The sequence below is a fragment of the Moritella sp. 5 genome, assembly GCF_018219455.1.
Classification (GTDB): Bacteria; Pseudomonadota; Gammaproteobacteria; order Enterobacterales; family Moritellaceae; genus Moritella.
Window position 1 is genome coordinate 1,935,704 of sequence record NZ_CP056122.1, and the last position, 21,693, is coordinate 1,957,396.

The 21,693-nt window shown below is 38.3% G+C and carries 21 protein-coding genes; 17 read left to right on the forward strand and 4 right to left on the reverse strand.

From position 1 onward, the window contains the following. Positions 1–990 precede the first annotated feature (990 nt). Positions 991–1,902, reverse strand: a complete 912-nt coding sequence (locus HWV01_RS08695; RefSeq protein ID WP_211675001.1) for a LysR substrate-binding domain-containing protein — start codon at positions 1,900–1,902, stop codon at positions 991–993. A gap of 130 nt (positions 1,903–2,032) precedes the next feature. On the opposite strand from HWV01_RS08695, the gene HWV01_RS08700 reads away from it, so the two are divergent. Beyond that, the gene (locus HWV01_RS08700) at positions 2,033–2,197 is read left to right on the forward strand and encodes a hypothetical protein (RefSeq protein WP_211675002.1); all 165 of its coding nucleotides are present in this window, start codon (positions 2,033–2,035) and stop codon (positions 2,195–2,197) included. A gap of 245 nt (positions 2,198–2,442) precedes the next feature. Here HWV01_RS08700 and HWV01_RS08705 read toward each other — a convergent pair whose 3' ends face one another. Beyond that, complete coding sequence (locus HWV01_RS08705; RefSeq protein WP_211675003.1) at positions 2,443–2,745, reverse strand: hypothetical protein; 303 nt, start codon at positions 2,743–2,745, stop codon at positions 2,443–2,445. A 358-nt stretch (positions 2,746–3,103) separates the two neighbouring features. Here HWV01_RS08705 and HWV01_RS08710 point away from each other — a divergent pair, with 358 nt between their 5' ends. From HWV01_RS08710 to HWV01_RS08740, 7 genes are all read left to right on the forward strand, one after another. Then, the gene (locus HWV01_RS08710; protein WP_211675004.1) at positions 3,104–3,751 is read left to right on the forward strand and encodes a PEP-CTERM sorting domain-containing protein; all 648 of its coding nucleotides are present in this window, start codon (positions 3,104–3,106) and stop codon (positions 3,749–3,751) included. Positions 3,752–4,073: 322 nt separating this feature from the next. After that, positions 4,074–5,033 (forward strand): questin oxidase family protein, encoded by a 960-nt coding sequence (locus HWV01_RS08715; RefSeq protein WP_211675005.1) that lies wholly within the window; start codon positions 4,074–4,076, stop codon positions 5,031–5,033. Positions 5,034–5,279: 246 nt separating this feature from the next. After that, complete coding sequence (locus tag HWV01_RS08720) at positions 5,280–5,489, forward strand: hypothetical protein (RefSeq protein ID WP_211675006.1); 210 nt, start codon at positions 5,280–5,282, stop codon at positions 5,487–5,489. 64 nt (positions 5,490–5,553) lie between these two features. After that, positions 5,554–5,835, forward strand: a complete 282-nt coding sequence (locus tag HWV01_RS08725) for a DUF2913 family protein (RefSeq protein WP_211675007.1) — start codon at positions 5,554–5,556, stop codon at positions 5,833–5,835. A gap of 350 nt (positions 5,836–6,185) precedes the next feature. Continuing rightward, positions 6,186–6,452 carry a YceK/YidQ family lipoprotein gene (locus tag HWV01_RS22480; protein ID WP_371816357.1) on the forward strand — a complete coding sequence of 89 codons (267 nt, stop codon included), beginning with the start codon at positions 6,186–6,188 and terminating at the stop codon, positions 6,450–6,452. 311 nt (positions 6,453–6,763) lie between these two features. Beyond that, a complete protein-coding gene (locus HWV01_RS08735) occupies positions 6,764–7,645 on the forward strand; it encodes a LysR family transcriptional regulator (RefSeq protein WP_249185489.1) in 882 nt (293 codons plus the stop codon). A gap of 138 nt (positions 7,646–7,783) precedes the next feature. Next, a complete protein-coding gene (locus HWV01_RS08740; protein WP_211675009.1) occupies positions 7,784–9,193 on the forward strand; it encodes an alanine dehydrogenase in 1,410 nt (469 codons plus the stop codon). 78 nt (positions 9,194–9,271) lie between these two features. Here HWV01_RS08740 and HWV01_RS08745 read toward each other — a convergent pair whose 3' ends face one another. Next, a complete protein-coding gene (locus tag HWV01_RS08745; protein ID WP_211675010.1) occupies positions 9,272–11,119 on the reverse strand; it encodes a M3 family metallopeptidase in 1,848 nt (615 codons plus the stop codon). Between the two features lie 326 nt (positions 11,120–11,445). Between HWV01_RS08745 and HWV01_RS08750 the strand changes: the two genes are divergently transcribed. Continuing rightward, positions 11,446–12,459 (forward strand): hypothetical protein, encoded by a 1,014-nt coding sequence (locus tag HWV01_RS08750; RefSeq protein WP_211675011.1) that lies wholly within the window; start codon positions 11,446–11,448, stop codon positions 12,457–12,459. 59 nt (positions 12,460–12,518) lie between these two features. Here the strand turns inward: HWV01_RS08750 and HWV01_RS22435 are convergent, their stop codons facing one another. Further along, a complete protein-coding gene (locus HWV01_RS22435) occupies positions 12,519–12,641 on the reverse strand; it encodes a hypothetical protein (RefSeq protein WP_256440738.1) in 123 nt (40 codons plus the stop codon). 112 nt (positions 12,642–12,753) lie between these two features. Here HWV01_RS22435 and HWV01_RS08755 point away from each other — a divergent pair, with 112 nt between their 5' ends. The 8 genes from HWV01_RS08755 to rfbD all read left to right on the forward strand — a co-directional run bounded on the left by HWV01_RS08755 (position 12,754) and on the right by rfbD (position 21,693). Further along, the gene (locus HWV01_RS08755) at positions 12,754–14,997 is read left to right on the forward strand and encodes a peptidase U32 family protein (RefSeq protein ID WP_211675012.1); all 2,244 of its coding nucleotides are present in this window, start codon (positions 12,754–12,756) and stop codon (positions 14,995–14,997) included. A gap of 276 nt (positions 14,998–15,273) precedes the next feature. Beyond that, positions 15,274–16,443, forward strand: coding sequence for a glycosyltransferase (locus HWV01_RS08760; RefSeq protein ID WP_211675013.1), 1,170 nt, complete (start codon positions 15,274–15,276; stop codon positions 16,441–16,443). Then, positions 16,433–17,446, forward strand: a complete 1,014-nt coding sequence (locus HWV01_RS08765) for a glycosyltransferase (RefSeq protein WP_211675014.1) — start codon at positions 16,433–16,435, stop codon at positions 17,444–17,446. Before HWV01_RS08760 ends, HWV01_RS08765 begins: the two co-directional genes overlap by 11 nt. Further along, a complete protein-coding gene (locus HWV01_RS08770; protein WP_211675015.1) occupies positions 17,439–18,305 on the forward strand; it encodes a glycosyltransferase family 2 protein in 867 nt (288 codons plus the stop codon). Before HWV01_RS08765 ends, HWV01_RS08770 begins: the two co-directional genes overlap by 8 nt. 7 nt (positions 18,306–18,312) lie before the next feature. Further along, on the forward strand, positions 18,313–19,386 hold the full coding sequence (rfbB, locus tag HWV01_RS08775) for a dTDP-glucose 4,6-dehydratase (RefSeq protein WP_211675016.1): 1,074 nt from the start codon (positions 18,313–18,315) through the stop codon (positions 19,384–19,386). Then, entirely contained in the window at positions 19,376–20,263 is an 888-nt protein-coding gene (gene rfbA, locus HWV01_RS08780) for a glucose-1-phosphate thymidylyltransferase RfbA (RefSeq protein ID WP_211675017.1), read from the forward strand. Before rfbB ends, rfbA begins: the two co-directional genes overlap by 11 nt. Next, the gene (rfbC, locus tag HWV01_RS08785; protein ID WP_211675018.1) at positions 20,264–20,800 is read left to right on the forward strand and encodes a dTDP-4-dehydrorhamnose 3,5-epimerase; all 537 of its coding nucleotides are present in this window, start codon (positions 20,264–20,266) and stop codon (positions 20,798–20,800) included. A gap of 11 nt (positions 20,801–20,811) precedes the next feature. Continuing rightward, complete coding sequence (rfbD, locus tag HWV01_RS08790) at positions 20,812–21,693, forward strand: dTDP-4-dehydrorhamnose reductase (RefSeq protein WP_211675019.1); 882 nt, start codon at positions 20,812–20,814, stop codon at positions 21,691–21,693.

Consider the following 21,693-nt stretch of genomic DNA (forward strand, 5'->3'; position numbering starts at 1 on the left):
ACCCTTCTTTTCATCTTCTGAATCTGCACTTTCTAATATATCTTTTCGAATACTAATTTTTAACGGTTCTTGCTTCTTATCTTATATAGTATGCGTAGTGGTATTAAGCCTCTAATTTGTGGTCAAATCCGATATACCACTAGCATTACTCTGCTACATCCTTCGCTGAAGAGAGGTTATTGGTTTTAATACTTTTAATAAAAAATACATATGGAGTTACGATCATAAAAATAGCCAATAATGCATAGAAATGGAAAGGCATGGAGGCTTCTTTGGATAATTAGCATCGTGAAATAGTGCTAAGGTCTAAGCAAATAAGTAATTATTAAAACAAAAATTAATTATAAAAAAAATGTTTTATTTGTAAGTATTTGTAACTGTTAATCCCTTATTAGTGATTTTTTATTTCGAGATGAAATTGTCCTGAGTGGTCTATATGAATATAAAGTTGATAACGCACATCCTCAATATAAGCGACCTCAATAAATTATTTGTGTGTGTCCATGCCAATAAAAACTATGTTATTTTTACTCATGCTAGTCATTATGCCCATGAGTATTATATGAAGGTAAGTATTACTGGGGCCCGGAGATAAATAGCTTCACTTTATGTGGAGGAAAACCATCATACGGGGTCAGCTTTAATTGGACCGGGATTGATATGCAGGAGCACTACAAAAACGGTTGGCTTTTGCTCCTTCGTCGCTCATTTAGCTATTCCTTACAAATGGTTACACAGTAAAGCTATGTTTTATATGTTTTATTTAGTACTTTCATATCGAAAGTACTGGAGGTGGGGGTTATAATGTCATTCTTATTTAAAATGTTTAAGAAGAAACGTACATCCGTTGATTTAAGTGAAAAGCTAAAATACGCGATGCTTGAAAATCCAAGTAGATAAAAATTCGAAAGGCCTCTTAACTAGAGGCTTTTTGGATTTAGGGATAAAGTCCTTCATATGGGATCTTGATGTGGTTTAATTCTATAGTGGTTAGCCTTGCTCATAATCCGCCATTTCTTGTTTTATCCAGTCAGTAAATACTTTAATTCTTGCTCTTTTGGCTGAATTTGGATCAAAAATAAGAAAACGGTAACATACGGTAGGATGTTTTATATCAAAAGGCGTAACAAGCAACCCATTTTCTAAATATTGTGAAAAGAGTGCCTTTGATGTGAGTGCTACACCATGACCAGCTAATACCGCATTTAACGCCAAGTCACTAGATGATACTTCGCTCCACATTTTATGTTTCTGAAAATCCTTAATTTTAGCTTCGACAAACCAATCAGGCCAGTCAATGCTTGCTTTTGTTATTTTGATTAACCAGCAATTTAAAATATCTTTAGGCTCTTTTAATTGCATTTGCTTGGCAAGTTTTGGTGAACAAACCGGATATGCATTGTCTTGACCAAATGGAACATAAGTTAAATTGTCGGGGATTTTGATGTTCTCGTTCTCACTAAAACGAATAGCTAAATCAATATGATTTTGTTGTAAATCTTCAATATCGCTAGAGCTTACAATCTTAATGCTTATTTCTGGGTGTAATATCGAGAACTTATACAAACGAGGCATTAGCCAAAAAGATGAAAAGCCCTGTGTTGAAGTAATAGTAATATTCCCTTCAATTGCTTCACATTGAATATCATTAAATCCTTGTATTAGGGTAGACAATGCTTGTTGAGTTGAGCAATAAAGCTTTTCACCGCTTTGCGTTAACTTCATTTTACGACCAGTACGGATAAACAACTTAACCTCTATCGCGTTTTCTAACTGTCTAATTTGCTGACTAACTGCCGCTTGTGAAACAAATAATTCTTCAGCGGCTTTACTGTAACTTTGGTGACGTGCGGCGCTTTCAAAAGTTCTTAAGGCATTTAAATGTTTAAGTCTGGCATCCATATTTTTTCTCTATTCTTTTCCAATCAGAACTACTATAAGTTTTTCTTATATTAGTTGTTAGTTCTTATCGTTGGTTTTTAGTTTCCTTAATAGACAAAATATACCAACAAACTAATACGAGGGTACAGGAATGACATTATTAACAATAGATAAAACAGTAGAAAATAATGAAACTAAAACAAACCAGAAAATAGAGAACAAGATAAAAAACACTAAACGATTAAATAAACTAGAGAAACGATTAGGTCTTATATCAAATAAGCTAGGGTTATCTTATGCTATTTATACAAAATAGTGATTATGAAAAAATTAGCAATAATAAACATATAAAACGTGGGTGGTTATCATACCTCTAAAAATGCATGATTGCTCAGTCTATTACTGTAACGGCTCTACTCGGTGGAGTCGCTCTTCTTTGTCGGCGCTAGCTGTATCCCAGTTTTTACAAGACTGTCCACTGGTTCTCGTATTGAGCAAGGTCTAATGTGCCGAGTACGCAAACGCCATTATAGTGATGTAATGTCTATGCGGGGGGGGGGATTACGATGGGAGAGTCTCTACAAATCCATCGATAGAGTAAAATAGTAGGGTTCCAAATATAGTTACGATTACAATGTAGCCAATTAAAATTGCAATCCCATATGATACTGAATGGGATTGTTTATCTTGGTTTTCTACAACCTTATCTCCATCAAAGGCTTGTACGAAATTGGCTGGAAACTTAGTTGGTAGTGGTTGAATGGACAATTTACCAATACTTAAAATGGAAATTAGTAGGCGTCCAATTCTATATGCAAATGGATTACCTAGGATAATAATTATATAAGCAATTACGTCAGCCATTTTGTTCCCTTATCTTTTAGAAGATGTAAGTATCATAACCCTATTTGGTTAATGTAACTGAGAGCAATATCTTGGTTCCACATAATTATTTTTATCACCGTTGACGCTGTAGGTTTGTCCTTCGTTTCGCTGAAACATTGATTCCTCAATTTAGTGCAAAATTATCCCTTCCTGTTAAGCAGGCCAATTTCAATGAACTACTACAGTCGACTTTTTTTACATTAGGTGATTGGCGCTATTCTTTACGTAATAACAAAATATATTAACTAGATGTTTATAAGGAAATTAACATTTTAGGTAAGGTTCTTGCTTTGATATAACTGGACTATTTGTCTTTAATGAATATAAGGAAAATAAAATGAAAAAATTAATCGGATTATTTACATTTTTATTTGCTTTTTCAGTCAATGCGGGACTAATTAATGGCAGCTTTGAGGATCCTGTCATTACTGGTCAGATGCAACTGGTAACCCCTGCAGCAATGCCTGGATGGGAAACAACAGATAGTGCATTTGAAGTGTGGGCAAATGGATTCTTAGGTTTTCCTTCGCATACAGGAAATCAGTTTGTTGAATTAAACGCCTATATTGCAGGCACTTTGTCGCAGGTAGTGTCAGGTATAGCTGCCACCAAAGAGATTGGTTGGGAATTCGCACATCGCAGTCGTACTGGCGGTTTAGAAACGATGCGTTTACAAATTACAGACTTGGGTCTTGATAATACCTTTGGAACTTCTGATGATACCGACTTGTTCAACGATACATTCGATGCGGGTATCAATACTTGGCAAGTGAATTCAGGTTCAGGGATATTTGCTTTGGGTAACGACATTAAATTTGCATACTCCGCTGTCTACGCTGTAGGCGGCATCTCTGTGGGTAACTTACTTGATTCGGCCTCTTTTGGTCTGGGTGTAGGTGGTGCAGTGGTACCTGAACCATCAAGTTTAGCTATCTTCGGCTTAGGTATCTTAGGGCTAGCAATAAGAGCAAGAAAGAGAGCATAGGTAGTCGCTCTTGAAGTGGTCAATGCTCAAATAGCCAAGTTTAGGGGTTTTAGAGCCAATCATTATTTCCTTACCGAGATGACGAGAGTGTTTAGCATTTTACCTTCGCTATACCCTGCCATTTGTTTGTATATTTTGGTGAACGCATTCTCAATTTGTCAAAAGGCAGTCAGGTTTATCTTGTAGCCTAAAATTAATATCAATATACTCAATCACATAGCAGCTCGTTTTCCCATAAATATATAATTAATAAATTTGGGAAATCGAGAGTCCTGATATACAAACGTTATGTTTAAAGTGACTACAAAAGATAAGGTATCTTATGTTAGAAGAGTTATTGGCTCGTGCCCAAGATTATGATATTGATACCAAGGTTGGAGGATTTACAAATCATTTACCAATGGCCTTAATTGCCTTAGATCGATTAGGTGCTAGTGATGCACGGCTGAAAGAATATTTTCAAATGTATTCTGAAAATTTGAAGCCGCTAGAATACACTTCTATCACGGAAGAATTCAATTGGTTTGAACATCTAGGGGAAAGGGATAAATTTGGGGCGTATTTAGAATACTATACAAATAAGATTAATCTAAATGGCTGGCAAGCAGTTCTCCGTTCCCACATTGATAAGATTATTCAAGGTTGTGCTGCTTCTGCCTTTCATGCTTTGATTCGTTTAAGTTATGGCATAATTCAAGAAAACGCGAAGGAAATTACATTTGGTTTAGCACATCTGTCATCACATTATTTGAGACTTCCTGAATCATCCAAAAGCGAAAATGAACCCTCGGCAATATTGAACAACGCTTTAAACACTTTCTCAGATTATGTAGCTAGTGGTGACACAATCACTAACCGTATGATTGATATTGCTAACCATAATAAATTTACCAATATTAACAAGTTTTCCAGCGGTCTTTCATTAGCGTCTTTAAGTCATCTTTTTACTCAATTATATCTACGTAGTAGTGACTTTACAGTTCTACACGCTGTAACCAGTTGCCATGCAATGAGGATAGTTCTTCCATATATTGAAGATAAAGAAAATGCATTGGTGGGTTATTGGTCAGCTGCATTGGTTGCTATTCTTTCTGTAGAAAATTTAGAGTTGAGAGACGTCTGTGAAATTCAAACAAAATCTTTAGAACAATTAAATGTTGAGATAGCAGCAAAAAGCAATGATGATCATTTAATTAAACTTGTTTTTAGTTGTATTGAAGAGCATAAAAATTACAAAAGCATTAATCATATGAAAATTCTGGTTTCAAAACTGGTTAAATAACAAGGCCATCAATAAGCTCCACGGTTTAAGGTTGATTTTGAGGGGAGTATTAGAAAAATATGAATTAATTTTTGTTCAGTGCAAATGTTTCTTGAAAAGTATACTACACTGATCGATAATACTCATTAGTGGGTACGCCTGGGTGTGGGGTTTGATAAATCAGCTTTCATATTTGACCAAATGCCCAACATTAAATAATAGCACAAAGGTCTGAAAATTATATTTAGACGATGAACTGGATGGGTTATGAAAATACAAATACAAAATCAAAATCAAAATCAAAATCAAAATCAAAATCAAAAAGACAAAAAAGAAATATTAAGAAATGAATTGGATAGGGATAGGCACTGGGCCAACCTTCATTGCGGTGGCGGCAGTATCTCTGATAGAGACGGAGATGATATGTTAAGAATCATGGCCGCGATGAAAATGTTTAGATGTTCAAGCGCTAATTAACGATTAACGGGCATTAGATGAACACTAGCAGTACGCTTACACCTATTAGGGATTTGATTTAAACATGTCAGACAAAACCGAATTAAAAAATGTAATTGATAATAGCTTGTTACATCTTTACATGAATGTGGCCAACAGCGGAAAATTCGTGACTGTACCAGCAAGAAATAAAATTATTAAAACGTTTTTGACACCAAAATTAAAAATAACAAAACATCGCTTAGTGAAGTCAGAGGTAAAAAAAATAGTCCTCGCTGCTAAATCAAAAACAGGAAATTTGGAAGGGCTATTGGTTAAGATGAGTGACACTCTAGGTAAAGGTGACCAAAAGGACTCAACTTCATAACCTTGTTGCTTTGCTAGAACTTTTTTTGAGGAACACCTGATTGATTTCAAGTTCACCATAGCGCAACATGAAAACTTTACTTTTTCTTTAACTAAAATACCATTCAATCAAACCTCTTATTATTGTATCTATACGGGCCAATATACATACAATTCTTGTTTTTATTTTAGTTTCATTTGATTTGTAAACCGTTATTGACCACAATCCATTTGTCGCTAATAGTATATTCGGTACTATTAATAATTTAATTAAACTGGAATGACGGTGTATGTAATTAAGTGTAAAGCACTGTTATGTATTGACTTAATCTCTATAGGACTCCGATGAAGTATAAAGTTTTAATCTTGTTAATGTGTCTGCTTAATGTTTCCTGCTCTACTATAAAAACTCATAATGTTACATTTGGGCACCCGTATAGTGGTACTGAAGATGCGGTGAAAAACTTTCCTTGTCGCGTAATATATTCAACTCATACTGCATTAGTAGATTTTCCATTTATTGTCCTTGATATGCCTTTTTCGTTTGTACTGGACACAATCTTGTTACCTGTGGATCTATTTGTTAAACCTAAATTAGACCGGGAGCTAACGGTTGTTAATGATAGGAAATGTATATAAATACTTTTCATTAGCACATAAAAATAACAAATAATTAAAGCGGGACTGCTAGTAGTTTGCTCGGTTCCGCTTTGCTACACATTTTAGCTCATTATTCATCAGCCTCTTTAGTGAACGAATCCCCCCCAAAAAAAATACCGTAATAATGATTCCATTCATTAACGATTCTCGCCGGTTCTTCAACACCTGCAAGTCATAATCAGTATCATTATCTTCTGCAGTCACTATAAATGTGATTATTTATGCTAGATTAGGTCTTACTAGGATTGAATGTTCACTTCAATAGCGATATTGCGAAAGGGTAGGTAGTGATGGACTGGATAATATGTGTGCGTACTTATATCAAAGTGGTAGAAGAAGGTAGCTTTAACGGTGCTGCTTATCAGCTTAATACCACGGGGTCTGCAATCAGCAAGCGTATAAACTGGTTAGAAGAGAAAGTGGGCGTGCAGTTACTTAAGCGAACTACGCGATCGCTTGATCAAACCGAAGCTGGTCAGTTATTTTACCAACGGTCACGATTACAACTTGATCAGTGGATGTCGCTGGTGGACGAAGCGCGTTCGGTAAACCAAACGCCTACTGGGATATTAAAGATTGGTGCGACAACTGCGGTAGGCTCTAAATTCATCATTAAGTACTTAAATGACTTCTTGCTCATGTATCCTAAAATTAAAATACAATTACTGACCACATCACCAGGGCAAATGCCCGAGACTTATGTCGATGTTTTTATTAGTCGTGATTTAGAACAGTTAAATTCACATAATTATAAAGCTATTGAATTGTTTAAAAACGACGCTAAGTTTTTTGCTTCGCCTGACTATATCGAGAAGTATGGTAAGCCCGAAACCATTGATGATCTTGAATCTCATAACATGCTCATTTGGGGCGAAAGGCCAATACGAGACGTGAAGCTATCGACTGGTAATCGCATTACTTTGCGGGGGAATTTTGCCACCACCAACCCTGAGGCTTTATTTTATGGCGCTAAGTGCGGTATGGGTATCTTACTCGCCAGTCAAAAGATGCTTGAAGATTTAATTGAGGTGGGTGAACTGGTCCGAGTATTACCAGATGTAACGGTCGATCACGGGGCTGTGTGTGCTTATTATCCAACCCTTGATTATGAACATACTCGTACGCAGTTATTTATCAAATACCTAAAAGAGCGAATACATCTAAAGGGGTAGTATTTCGGTTGTTCCTGCTGTGTTGCAGTGTTAAAAGTTACATAAATATGTTTTTGTGGTTTTTTGATGTTGAGACTTTTGAGTAGTTAATTTTTCATGCTACTAATATTCCTTTGTTGTATCAGGGAATATACATTTATGTTAGATAATTCAGCACGTTATTCATCCATCGCACTGGCTAAAGAAATAGAGTCTCCTGAGAATCCAGAAGGGCTAGAGAAGCGCGTTGCTTTGATACCGAGTGATGTAGGTCTGCTTGTTCAAGCGGGTATTAAAGTTTATGTTGAGACTGGTGCTGGCGACGGTGTCGGTTTTAGTGATGAAGAATATTTAGCAAATAACGCGATAATGCAAACTGCGGAACAAATTTATGTGAATAAATCACTGATTATTAAATTTAAAGGCCCAGCTATCGCTTCTGTAGAGCAAATAAAAGAAGGCTGTACTTTATTCTGCATGGCTCATTTTCATTCCTACCCAGACCGCGCTAAATTGCTGCAAGATAAACGTATTAACGTTATTGCGATGGAAGAAATACATGAGTCACCTAAGTATGAACCTGATCATAAGATCCTTGCTCGTGTAGCGATGAATGCCGTATTAACCCCTTTTATCAATGCGCAAAGTATCGGTGATTTACAAGTCAGAGTTATTGGTTGGAGTGAACGATTACGAGGAGGTATAAAGCGAGCTGGAAATCGTTCTCCGCGTTCATTACGGGTCATTCAACCGACACTTTCATATGATGAGCTAGATGCTGTAGGCCCTAATGCGCTGTATTTCTATGACAGTCAGACCTTTAACGATCAACAAGACATATTGCTACTGCTACACAATGCGGGTACTCATCTTTTTGATGTGACTGAATTTGAACGTGAGTATGGACAACAAGCAATGTCAGCTTACCGAGACAGCCACCCACCACTCGAATTTGGCTTACGTCGTATAAAATGTTTGCATGAAACAGGTCAAGCTGGTGCCAGATATGGGCTGTCGTTGTTGAAAAAGCATAAACCGTCTGTGGATATTAGCAATATTAAAGCCGTTATCCTTGGTTATGGCAATGTCGGGCAGGGGGCGCTAGATGAATTACACCAACAGGGTGTTAAACATATTCATGTATTAGGTCGGGCTCAAACAGCTAAAGGTAACATCGATTATTGGTTGCAGGATGCTGATATCGTGATTAACGGTGCCGAACAGTCGCCTGAGCTTAGGGGCAAGAATTTTTTAATCACTAACCAACATGTGAAATCGTTAATCCCAGAAAACTCGGTGGTTATTGATTTAGTGGGGGGCAGTGCGACTAATCGTAGTCCGGTAGAACCTGTGGTTAGTTGTAGTTTCTTGACTCAGCCTTATTTTATTCAAGACGGTGTTTTGATCTCATCTTTATGGGGTTGGCCAATGATGGGCATGATGCGTGAAACGGCGGTTCGCTATTCAGGGCAAATTACCGATGTATTGATTGGTCGTGAGAAATTGATTGATGGGCTTGATAAGTTAACGCCGGGTGTGAAACGCGCTTTGGTTTGCGGGCCATTTTAGCTTATTTTCAAGATGCTAGGTTATGACTATCCGCCCTGTTTGAGGACGGATAGAATACTTAATTACCTCACGGTATAACTAACAGTCACTTCCGTAACGTTGCGTAATATAAGTTTCAAAGTTATCGCATAATTGACCATCAGAAATATGATTGTCAGCGATCGTCTCTGCACCATCAACAATACTGATTTTTGCGTTTAATGCAGCTGGTTGAACTCGAGTTCTTTTTTGCGCAGCTTCGATTTTTGCTTGTTCTTGTAGCCAAGCCTGCTCACTGGTTTTATTACAGGTTTCAGCAAGGTAAGTAGCAGAGAAACCTTCGCCAGTTAAGCTACGTAAGGTTGCATCGTGACTAATGCTGTTACCCGGCTTCCAGTAATGCTCAGCCAGTAACGGACCAATTGCTGGATTATCGGTTAGGTAGCCAAATTTCTCGATAAAGTAAGCACGAGTTTGATATACCGCCATATGCGCAAGTAGGTAACCTTGGTAAGAACAAGCGGCTTCTTGCGATAGCAAATGAGGAACAGCGAGTAATGGTCGTGGACTTGCTGCTAGGCCAAGAATACGTTGCTCAGTATCACGGGCTAGCGTTGTTATGTATTCAGGTGTTAACACGTCTTCATCAGCGCTATACACTGCCCATTCAAAATAAGGCACCACTAAGATACTGCGTTCTTGATAAGCTTTAAACGGTTGTGTTGCTGCAATCAATGCTTGGATAACCTCGTCTGGTACTACTTCACCATCAGTATTATAAGCATATTGCTTTAACCAGTCACCGTCGTTTAACAAGCTATCGCAGAACATAGATTGCGTTTCTGCATATGCCATTGATGTCGGTGCAAACTCTTGTGAGAAACACGGCGAGTTTAATTTAATATTGGCAAAGTGAGCCGCATGGCCTCCTTCATGGAACAAGGTATTGATACCGTCATAACCACTACCTATTTGATCGGGCTTCGCGTTACTGGTGAAATTGATTTTACCCGCTTGCCACTTATCTTCAGCATAAAAGGATGGGATAGGACCGTGGCAGAAACCATTTTGGTATTTACCGGGACGGTCTAATAAATCGAGGGTCATATCGGCTTGTGAGTAATCTATATTTAGGCGGCCGAATGATTCAATCCAGCGACGTAATGATTTTGAGAATGGTACGTAAGGGTCAAGTTGACGTGCTGCATCTCCAGCGTACATAAAGCTAAAATTATGACCTTGAATCGCGCTGTCGCCTTTAGTATCTGCTAAATTTTGGATGCTGCTAAGGTTACCTTCACGCGTGCGTAATTCAAAATCATCTAAAATAGTGAATAGTTGCTCTGGTGTCATCTGTTCGGTTTTATTTACTTTGTAATCAAAGAAGTTACGGAATCCTTGTTGACGAGCAAAGTCATTGCGCTGTTTAACCAGTTCGATATAACCATTATTTAGCACCCATTGCTCAAGATCTAATAATGCTTGATGCGCCGATTGTCTAACACCTTCGTTATTACTGGTGCGAATATTCGCGGCTAGCACGGTTAAAGATGCTTGCTGCTTATCCCCGTTTTCATCATTGCAATACATTAGGTAATCTTGACGCTTGGTAAATAACGTCGATTCACTGCGAATGAGGGCGGCCATTTTATCTCTGCCCTCTGCACTTTCAATTGCATTGGCATCGAAAAAGGCTAACCAACCTTTGAGTCCTTGCACCAGCTCATCATCTTCATCGGTTAATTGTAATAGCACGTCAAGGTTGCCACGTGTCGTTTGAATGTGATTTGGGTCTGAGATAAAAGCACTGAGTTTAGCTTCTGCAGCTGCAAAACCGTCATGGTCATCGCTGGTGCCCATGTAAGTTTGCCAAAATAGATCTTCTTTACGGCGGTGTAGTGCTAAATAATCATCATTGAGTTGATTAAAATAATCTTGTGGGTTCAAAACATCTCCTTGTAAAACAGCGTGTCATGGTGATAGTGCGTGAAAGGCACTTATAATGAATACATTCGCTGATTTCATGCCATAGTTATTATTTTCGAAAGAGGATACTCGTCAAAAATTAGATAAATTAAGTAGATAATACGCCTACAGTCATATGCTGCGCTTTATCTTGCATCACACTTTAGCTAAATTGATTGCAGGAACTTGTATTTACTACTTGTTTTCTGGAATTATTTGATACATCCCTTGTCTCGTATAAGCAAAGCCAATACACTTTAGTACTTTAATAAGTAATATATATCATTAATAACACTTTTAGGACCACTATGTATACAGATGAAGACCTTAATAATGCGGTAGATAAAGGCATTTTTACTGCGTCGTCCGTTGACGAGTTTCGACGTGACCAGTTGTTATCCAAGCGCGTGACAATTGCAGATGAAGAAAATATCCGTTTAATCGGTGGGTTTAACGATATTTTTATTGTTATTGCTTGTGCGTTGTTATTATTCTCATCACTGTGGGTGGTTAAATCGATAGATCCGCGTTTAGGTTTAGCCACTTTTGCCGCGTTATCGTGGGCGCTTGCGGAATTCTTTGTTCTGAAAAGAAAAATGGCCTTTCCTGCTATTATGTTATTACTCGCCTTTATTGGTGGTGTGTTTAAGTTATCAATAGAAATATTTGCACCTCTGGGTGAGCAAGCAATGGTGGTTGCTACTGGCGCGTCTGTCATTGCCGCTTTTTGTCACTGGCGTCGCTTCAATGTGCCAATTACGATTGCAGCGGGTACTGCTGCAATGATCGGCTTTATCGTGTCTTCATTCATATCAACATTTACGACGGCTGAAACGATCAATGTATTAACGGATTGGATACTGGTTGTGATATTTACCTGTGGTATTTTAACTTTCTTGTTTGCTATGTATTGGGACTCTTCTGATCGTGAACGTGTTACTAACCGTACTGATACTGCATTCTGGTTACATTTATTATCGGCACCTTTGATTATTCATCCGATATTTTTAAGTGTTGGTATTTTGAATGGCGATGAAAGTATCAGTAGTATCGCGATTATTATTGCCTTGTACTTATTGATGTCACTGGTTTCTATTATTATCGACCGCCGTGCCTTTATGGTGTCATCACTGGTATATGTATTGTATGCATTATCAAGCTTAATGAGTATGTATGGCGACGTAGGTACTAATTTTGCTATTACTGGTGTTGCGATAGGGGCAGCATTATTACTGTTATCAGCATTATGGCATCCTGTTCGTGGCATGATCGTAACGGTATTACCTAACGCGGTGAAACAATTAGTCCCTGATGCAAACTAGCTTTTAGTTGCGTTCAGTTTTATAGATGATGGTGAGTTAATGACTTAACTCACCATATTTTAGTTATCGGTATCGATAATTAATGGTACAAAAACATACCCTGGATGTTCGTGGTAATATTCAATCACACCTTGCGCTATTTTTACTACATTATAGGCACTATTTAGCCCTGTAATGAGCATGTAGAAACCTTGATCTAGATCAATACCCCCGAATTCATAGCATTGACCTGCATATACAGGTAGAATGCCCCCTCAAAAAATTACAATAAAAGCAATAAGTGGGTTATTTCGCATGAGTAGAAAAATAGAATTATTGGCACCGGGTGGTGATGTAGAAGCGATTAAAGCGGCGATTGTAGCTGGTGCAAATGCTGTCTACTGTGGTTTGGATATGTTCAATGCCCGTAACCGTGCGTCCAATCTTTCATTTGATGAGCTAAATGGCGTATTACGACTTGCACACGAACACAGCTGTGAAGTCTTTTTAACCCTTAACGTCGTGATCTTAGAACACGAAGTTGTTAGCTTAGTGCGTCTGCTTAATAAACTGGTTAACAGTGGTATTGATGGCATCATTGTGCAAGACTTAGGTGTTTTCAATATTGTTAAAAAGCATTTTCCAACGTTAGATATTCATGCTTCTACTCAATTAACAACTCATAACGAAGGTCAGATCTTATTCTTACAGAAAATTGGTGCAACGCGCGTTAATTTATCTCGTGAGCTGAACCTTGGTGAAATTAAACAACTAACGACAGTTGCGCATGACCATGATGTACTCACTGAAGTATTCGTGCATGGCGCACTATGTATCGCGTTCTCTGGCCAATGTTACTCAAGCTCAGTAAGTGTGGGCAACTCAGGTAACCGTGGTCGCTGTAGTCAAGCATGTCGTGATGAATACGAAGTGACTGCAGAAGGTCATCGCTTCCCGCTTAACTTGAAAGATAACTCGGCATACTTTGATTTACCCCAGTTGGTTGACGCAGGTGTTGATTCATTAAAAGTAGAAGGCCGTATTAAAGGCGCACACTATGTTTACACAGTTGTCGATACATGGCGTAAACAGATCAACAACTTTGTTGAGTCTGGCAAGTTATTAGCTGACGATGGCAACCTGCATAAAGTATTTAACCGTAGCTTCACTAACTCATTCTTGCAGGGCGACCTAAACAAGAAAATGTTTACTGATAACCCACGTGATAACAGTGTTAATTATGCAGTTGAAAAAAGCGATGCGATCTCTGTTGTACAGATCCATGATGTGAAACAAGATCTTTATACTGATAAAAATGCGTTAGGTGCTGAACTAGCAGAAAAGATTAAAGACCTAAGCATTGATAAAATTGCTTTAACGTTAGCTTTTTCTGCAAAAGAAAATAGCCCGTTAACGGTAAACATTATTGCTGGTAACACGTCGTTTGAAGTGAAAAGTGATTCTTTATTACGTATTGCAGATGAAATTTCAATCACACCAGAAACGGTTGAGAAACGTTTCCGTAGCTTCAATAATGCAACGTTTGATCTTGCGCCAATGAACTTTGACAACTTTGATGCAAATCTAACAGTACCGTTTAAAGAATTAACGGAACTGAAAAATCAAGCGGCATTTTTATTGAATGGTTCGCGTGATGTGGTTAAACACGTTGATGTACCTGCATTACCTAAGCACCCTAAAATAGAACAAACACCTAAGCTATCACTGCTTATTGCGAACGTAAAAGATTTACACCTTGCTGATGTAACAGATGCTGATATCTACTTTAAGATCCCAGAGAGCTTGAAAAAGAACTGCCCTAAACATATTAAACTATTGCAAGAAAATCCACGCTTAATTCCTTGGTTCCCAGCGGTACTGATTGGTAAAGATTATCTAGAGTCAGTGAAGATCCTTGAAGAAGTGAAACCTAAGCGTATCGTGACTAACAACACTGGTATTGCTTATAAAGCATTTGAAATGGGTATTGAGTGGGTTGCTGGTCCGTTCTTAAACACAACCAACTCACACGCATTAATCACTCTACAAGAAGAGTTAAACTGTGCAGGTGCGTTTATTTCTAACGAGATCAACCGTGGTCAAATTAGAAACATCACTCGTCCAAAGAACTTTAAAATGTTCTACAGTATTTACCATCCGATTCTGATGATGACAAGTCGTCAATGTTTCTTCCAACAAACGGTTGGCTGTAAAAAGCCTGCGATTGAAGATGGTTGCATGTTGAAATGTGAAAAAGCGACAACAATTACCAATGTTAAAGGTATTTCGTTTGCGGTTGATAAGCAAAAAGGCGGCTACCCAAGCATTTATAATGACGAGCAGTTCTTAAACTTTGATGCAGTAAATGACTTCTCTCATCTGTTTGATGAATTCTTTATTGATCTCACTAACATCGGTGCAGGCTCTAAAGAAGAACAAGACAAAGTCGAGCTAATCAAACACTTTGAAGCGTTACTTGCAGGCGATGACGCGTCAAAAGTAGCGTTAAATAACTTAGTACCTGTGGCAACTAATGCACAATATACTCAGGGTTTATAAAAAAGAGTACTCAGGGTTTATAGAAAGAGTACTCAGGGTTTATAAGCATTAACGACAAAATCTAAGCCCAACAGCTTGAATATTTAATCTAAGCCAAGTATTACGGATTGTAGTAAAATACATGCTGTAAAACTTGGCTTTATTTTTATGTACTTAGTAATTTTCAATGTTCAATTACATTTAGAAAGTGGTCAATGTTAGAATTTAACGCCTATAATTCCTGTTTAATGGTGATTATCTGCTGATTTAAGGCGGGTTCTGGTAGGTTGTTATGATATGAACATTTTACATATACACTCTGATTACCCCGATGGCCGCAATGATCAAAGTACGCCTGCTGTAAAATCACTATTAGACGCCACCTCTGGTATCTCCAATACCGTATTTGTTATTCATCGTACCCCATGGCCTTGGCTGGTTCGTGTTATTCCGCATAATCCTAAATTATATTCGGTTTATTATTGGGGGTTACCTTTTGGTTTAGCGCTGACTTTATCTTTATTTCTTGCTCGTAATCTTCTTTTTAATCTTATCAAAAAGAAGCAGGTCAAATACCAACTTATTCATGGTCATAAATTGGCTATTGATGGCACGTTAGGTGCTGCTATCGCGAATCAGATCGGCATTCCGTATTTCCTATCCGTTAGAGGGGGAACGGATGTACGTATTTTACAACGTAAATCCTTTTTAAGATCACGTTGGAAAAAGGTCTTAGAAGAGGCGGAACATATATTTTGGGTGAGTTCTTGGGCTAAAAATCCAATTAAAAAAATGCTGAAAAGTACGCTCAATACATCGGCAGCTCAATCGAGTTTACTCCCTAATCCCTGTGAAATGAGTCAGCTAGCAGATATCAGTAAGAGAAATCGAGCTGAGCACTTTGTTACCGTGTTTCGTTTTGAACAATATGAACGAAAAGGAATAATGCCATTATTGGCGGCTATATCTAGACTTAGTGTTGCATATCCAGATATTAAGCTGGATATATATGGTACTGGATCTAAAAGTAAGATGAAAATAGTGCAGGGTAAAATCAACGCATTATCGTTAAGCGAGAAGGTTACGATTAAAGGCCGTATTGACAATAATCTTCTGCAACAAAAATTAACAGAATATGCGGCGTTTTTATTACCGAGTAAGAATGAGTCTTTTGGCATGGTGTTTGTTGAAGCGCTATTTTCTGGTTTACCTATTTTATATCACGCCAATACCGGTATTGATGGTTATTTGGATGACATTGATGTTGGCATTAAGGTACGAACTCAAGATATAGATGAATTAGTGAACAAAGTGGAAGAGTTGATTGTACGACATGATTTTTTTCAAAATCGTATTAAATGCGCATTCGAAACACATGCATTCGACATTTTCGAGAAGAAAACGGTGGTTAATCATTATCAAAGTTTAGTCGATGGCCTTAATCTGGAGTATCGAAATGCCAAATAGAAAAGTGCTTGTCATTGCATCGGCAGGAGGACACCTTACTCAAGCATTATGCGCTTGTAGCCATGTTAAGGACATTGTATTAGTGACAACGATGTCACTCGGTAACGATGATAAAATTAAAAAAACTTATGTTATGTGGTCAACACAAAAAAATGCGTTTATTCACTTTGTAAATATTTTTTATGCCGTGTATGTGCTTTTAAAAGAAAGACCGCGGATCGTATTTACGACGGGGGGACCACTCGTTTTACCTTTTGCGCTAGTGTGTAAGTTCTTACCTTTAAAATTTGTATATTTAGATACGCTGTCTCGTGTTGTTGAACTCTCTAATACTGGAAAATTTATTCATAAATATAAGTTATACGATGAATTTATGTCGCAGTGGGAAGGGGTAGCTAGAGAATATAACGTGGAATATGAAGGCAAAACATTTGATTTAGCAGGTCAATCCAACAAGGTCATCACACCATTACAGCCGCCTGAAAAACCATTGGTATTAGTAACGATGGGGACAAATACTTACCCTTTTCCACGCTTGATTAAGGCAATGGCCAAACTTGATATTTACAAAGATCCTAACGTTCGCTGGTTTATTCAAACCGGTGGCTTTGAGGTTGAAGAAAAGCCCGCTAATGGCGAAATTGCAGCGATGATACCGAAGGATAAAATGGATGCCTTGGTAAAAGAGAGCAGCTTGGTGATTAGTCATTGCGGTGTTGGCAGTATCAATCACATGCTTACCTTTCAGAAGCAGGTGGTCTTTGTGCCGAGATTAGCGCGATTTGGCGAGTTTTCTGATGATCACCAATTACAAATTGCGAAAGAGTTATGCAACCCTAATATGAAAGTTGTTTATCCCGATGAATTATTACCTGAATACAGTGTGGCAGAGCTCATTTCAATACCAAGATATGACAAGGCAATAGATATAACAAATCATACGTTTGCTTCTGTTATCGATAAAAAACTATTCGTTGAGCAAAGGGAAGATTCTTATGGCTAATAAAATATTAATTTCTGTTGTTATTGTTGATTTTTTTAAAGCTGAACGAGTTGTAGATAATGTCGAAAGGGTACTGATTCAGGAAGGTAATTTTGATATAGAAGTGATCGTTATTGATAACTCAATGGATAGCGGCAATCAAAAAATACTGTCGCAATATCAAGACACTGAAAATGTAACCTTGATTTTTAATCAACAAAATAATGGTTATACCCGAGGTTGTAATCAAGGTGCTGATTTATGCCGTGGTGACTATTTGTTTTTTGTAAACCCGGATATTGAATGGAAATCTGTCACGACACTGGCTGATGTAATTGCTATATACCAACGTGATAAAGGTATTGGCATTGTGGGTACTCGACAACTTAATGATGATGGTTCGACCCCTGACACGGTACGGCGTTTTCCTAATTTAATCGCACAGGTGGTACGCAGAACGTCACTTAGAAATTGGCCAATCCTGAAAGGGATCGCTGAGTATTACGAATATGCTGAATTTGACTATTTTAAACCGGCTAATGTGGATTGGATACAGTCATCTTTCATGGCAATCAGTCGTGACATTTGGGAACGAATAGGTGGTTTTGACAATCGTTATTTCATCTTCATGGCAGATCCTGATATCTGTTATAAGTGTTGGGAACTCGGGTATAAAGTACATTATGAAAGTGACATCGTCGTCGGCGCTGATGGACTACGTTGCAGTGCTGGCGGCATTTATGATGTATTTAGCAATCGTGTATTACGTTTTCATATTAGAGACGCCTGTATTTATCATTTACAGTATTTATTGAAGCCAAGTATACCTACCGCGCGAAAGCTACAGGTTCAAGGGTCTTCAAGCGTTAATTACGAGTAGCATCAATATGAAGATATTAGTCACTGGCGGTGCTGGGTTTATTGGCAGTGCTGTTATTCGACATATATTAATCGATACTGAGCATGAGGTCGTTAACCTCGACAAATTAACGTATGCAGGTAATTTAGATTCAATACCAGTGACGTTAATATCATCTCGCTATGCATTTGAGTATGCCGATATATGTGATAAAGATGCGGTGACACGTATTTTTGGACGGCATCAGCCTGATATTATTATGCACCTTGCTGCTGAATCTCATGTTGACCGTTCAATAGAAAATCCCAGCTGTTTTGTCGAAACAAATATCATCGGTACTTACAGCCTGCTTGAATCGGCTAGAGTATATTGGTTGTCATTAGACGCTGAAAAAAAGGCGGGTTTTCGTTTCCATCATATTTCTACCGATGAAGTGTTTGGTGATTTAAGCAACCATGACGATTTATTCGTTGAGACGACCGCTTATGATCCCAGTTCACCTTATTCAGCAACCAAGGCCAGTTCCGATCATTTAGTTCGTGCCTGGTTAAGAACGTATGGGTTACCTACATTAATTACTAATTGCTCGAATAACTATGGCCCTTATCACTTTCCTGAAAAGTTGATCCCTCACATGATTTTAAATGCGTTGAGCGGATTGTCACTACCTATCTATGGCGATGGTAAGCAAATTAGGGATTGGTTATATGTTGATGACCATGCTAAAGCACTCGTGCTAGTGGCAACAAAAGGAGAGGTTGGTGAAAGTTACAATATTGGCGGACATAACGAAAAACAGAATATAGATGTAGTACATACCTTGTGTGATGCGCTGGAAGCACTTGTACCCGATAAGCCTAATGGAATTGAACATTATCGCGACTTGATTAAATTTGTTCGTGATAGACCGGGCCATGATCTTAGGTATGCGATTGATGCGAGCAAAATTCAACGTGAATTAGGCTGGCAACCAGAAGAAACATTTGAGACTGGTATCAGAAAAACGGTGCAGTGGTATTTAGATAATACAATATGGTGGCAGCGAGTTCTAAGCGGTGATTATCAGTTAACACGTCGAGGAGAAAGTGCGAATGGGCGATAAAAAATACAAAGGTATTGTGTTAGCGGGTGGCTCAGGTACGCGTTTACATCCCATCACCAGAGCGGTGTCTAAGCAGCTATTACCGATTTATGATAAGCCAATGATCTACTACCCACTTTCGGTACTTATGCTGGCTAATATTAAAGATATATTAATTATTTCGACGCCAGAGGACCTCCCACACTTTAAAGATTTATTCGGTGATGGTTCGACATTTGGGCTTAACATTGAGTATGCTGAGCAGCCAAGGCCAGAGGGGATCGCGCAAGCTTTTATCATTGGTGAAGACTTTATTGGCGACGATAATGTCTGCCTGATATTGGGAGACAATGTCTTTTATGGTCAGCATTTTACTGGGAAACTGTTAAATGCAACGAGCCGAGATGAAGGGGCAACGATCTTTGGTTATCAAGTGACGGACCCAGGCCGATTTGGGGTGGTGGAGTTTGATAGTGAAGGTAACGCGATCAGTATTGAAGAAAAACCTACACACCCTAAGTCAAATATCGCTGTTACGGGTCTATACTTCTACGATAACCGAGTCATTAAGATGGCTAAATCATTAACCCCATCGGCACGTGATGAAGTCGAAATAACGGATATAACCAATATGTATTTGGATGTTGGAGACTTGTTTGTTGAGCGCTTTGGTCGTGGTTTTGCTTGGTTTGATACGGGAACACATTGCTCATTATTAAAAGCATCGATGTTTGTGCAAACCATTGAAGATAATCAGGGTTTAAAAGTTGCGTGCTTAGAAGAAATTGCATACTCACAAGGCTGGATCTCACGGGGGCAATTAGAAGATCAAGCATGCTTGTTACAGAAAACGGAGTATGGGCAATACCTTTACGGTTTACTTAAGGAGGACCTGTAGATGAAAGTCTGTAAGACTCCCATTGATGGTGCGTTGGTTATTGAACCGGATGTATTTGGTGATGACCGAGGCTTTTTTATGGAAACATTTCAAGCTGCACGTTATAGAAATGTTATAGGTGATGAATATAATTTTTTACAAGATAACTACTCTCGCTCTATGAAAGATGTTTTACGCGGATTACATTTTCAAAAAACCAAATCACAAGGTAAGTTAGTGCGTGTGGTGATGGGAGAAGTCTATGATGTAGCCGTTGATATTCGGTTGGACTCACCCACGTATGGTCAATGCCATGGTGTGCGGTTAAATGCAGAAAATAAATTGCAATTTTGGTTGCCGCCGGGGTTAGCACATGGTTTTGTCGTGTTGTCTGAAATGGCTGATTTTGAATATAAATGCACGGACTATTACGATCCAAACGATGAGGGTTGTCTTATTTGGAATGATCCAGCATTAAATATAGATTGGCCTTGTAGTAACCCTTTACTCTCTGACAAAGACAAGATGGGACTTAAGTTTAAAGATTTGTTTCTTTAAGGACATATTTTATGGGACGACTACTTGTTACAGGGCAGAAAGGGCAGATCGGCCAATCGATACAAGCCCGTGTTGATCATCAGTTGTGGGACGTTTTACTTACCGATATTGATACACTGGATATTACGAATGCAGAGCAAGTTTCATCGCTGTTTTTGCAATTTAGACCCGATGTAGTGATTAATACTGCCGCTTATACTCAGGTTGATAAAGCTGAAAAAGAAGTCGCTATTGCAGAAGCAGTCAATGCTTACGGCCCTTATTTGCTCGCAAAAGAGTGTCATAAAATAGGAGCACTATTGATTCACTTTTCTACCGAGTATATTTTTGGTGGCAACGATAAAGCGGGTTATTCTGAAGCTGGTAAAGCAGCACCTTTGAATGTTTATGGCAGGACAAAGTTACAGGGTGAACAATATATAAAATCGTATTTGACTCACTATATTATCATTCGCACATCTTGGGTGTTTAGCGAATACCAGCGTAATTTTGTCGTAACTATGCTATCAATCAATCGTAATACGGATGAAATTCGTGTTGTTAACGACCAACTCGGTTGCCCTACGTATGCAGGTGACTTGGCTAACTTAGCGCTCGATATTGCTAAGGATTACACGCTTGAAACTGGACGTTATCAATTCGGTGAATATAATTTTTGCGGTGATAGAGGAGTCAGTTGGTTTGATTTTGCTTGCGCTATTTTCGAAGAGTCGAATAAATATCAACCCGATGGGCGATATCTAAATTTAAAAGCGGTGACGAGCGAAGAATATGCCTCAATTGCCAAGCGGCCGAAAAATGGCATTTTAAATTGCCATAAAATATCACCGATATTTAAACCGTCGGATTGGCGGGAAAAATTACAACATGTGGTGAAAAAATCAATAGCATAA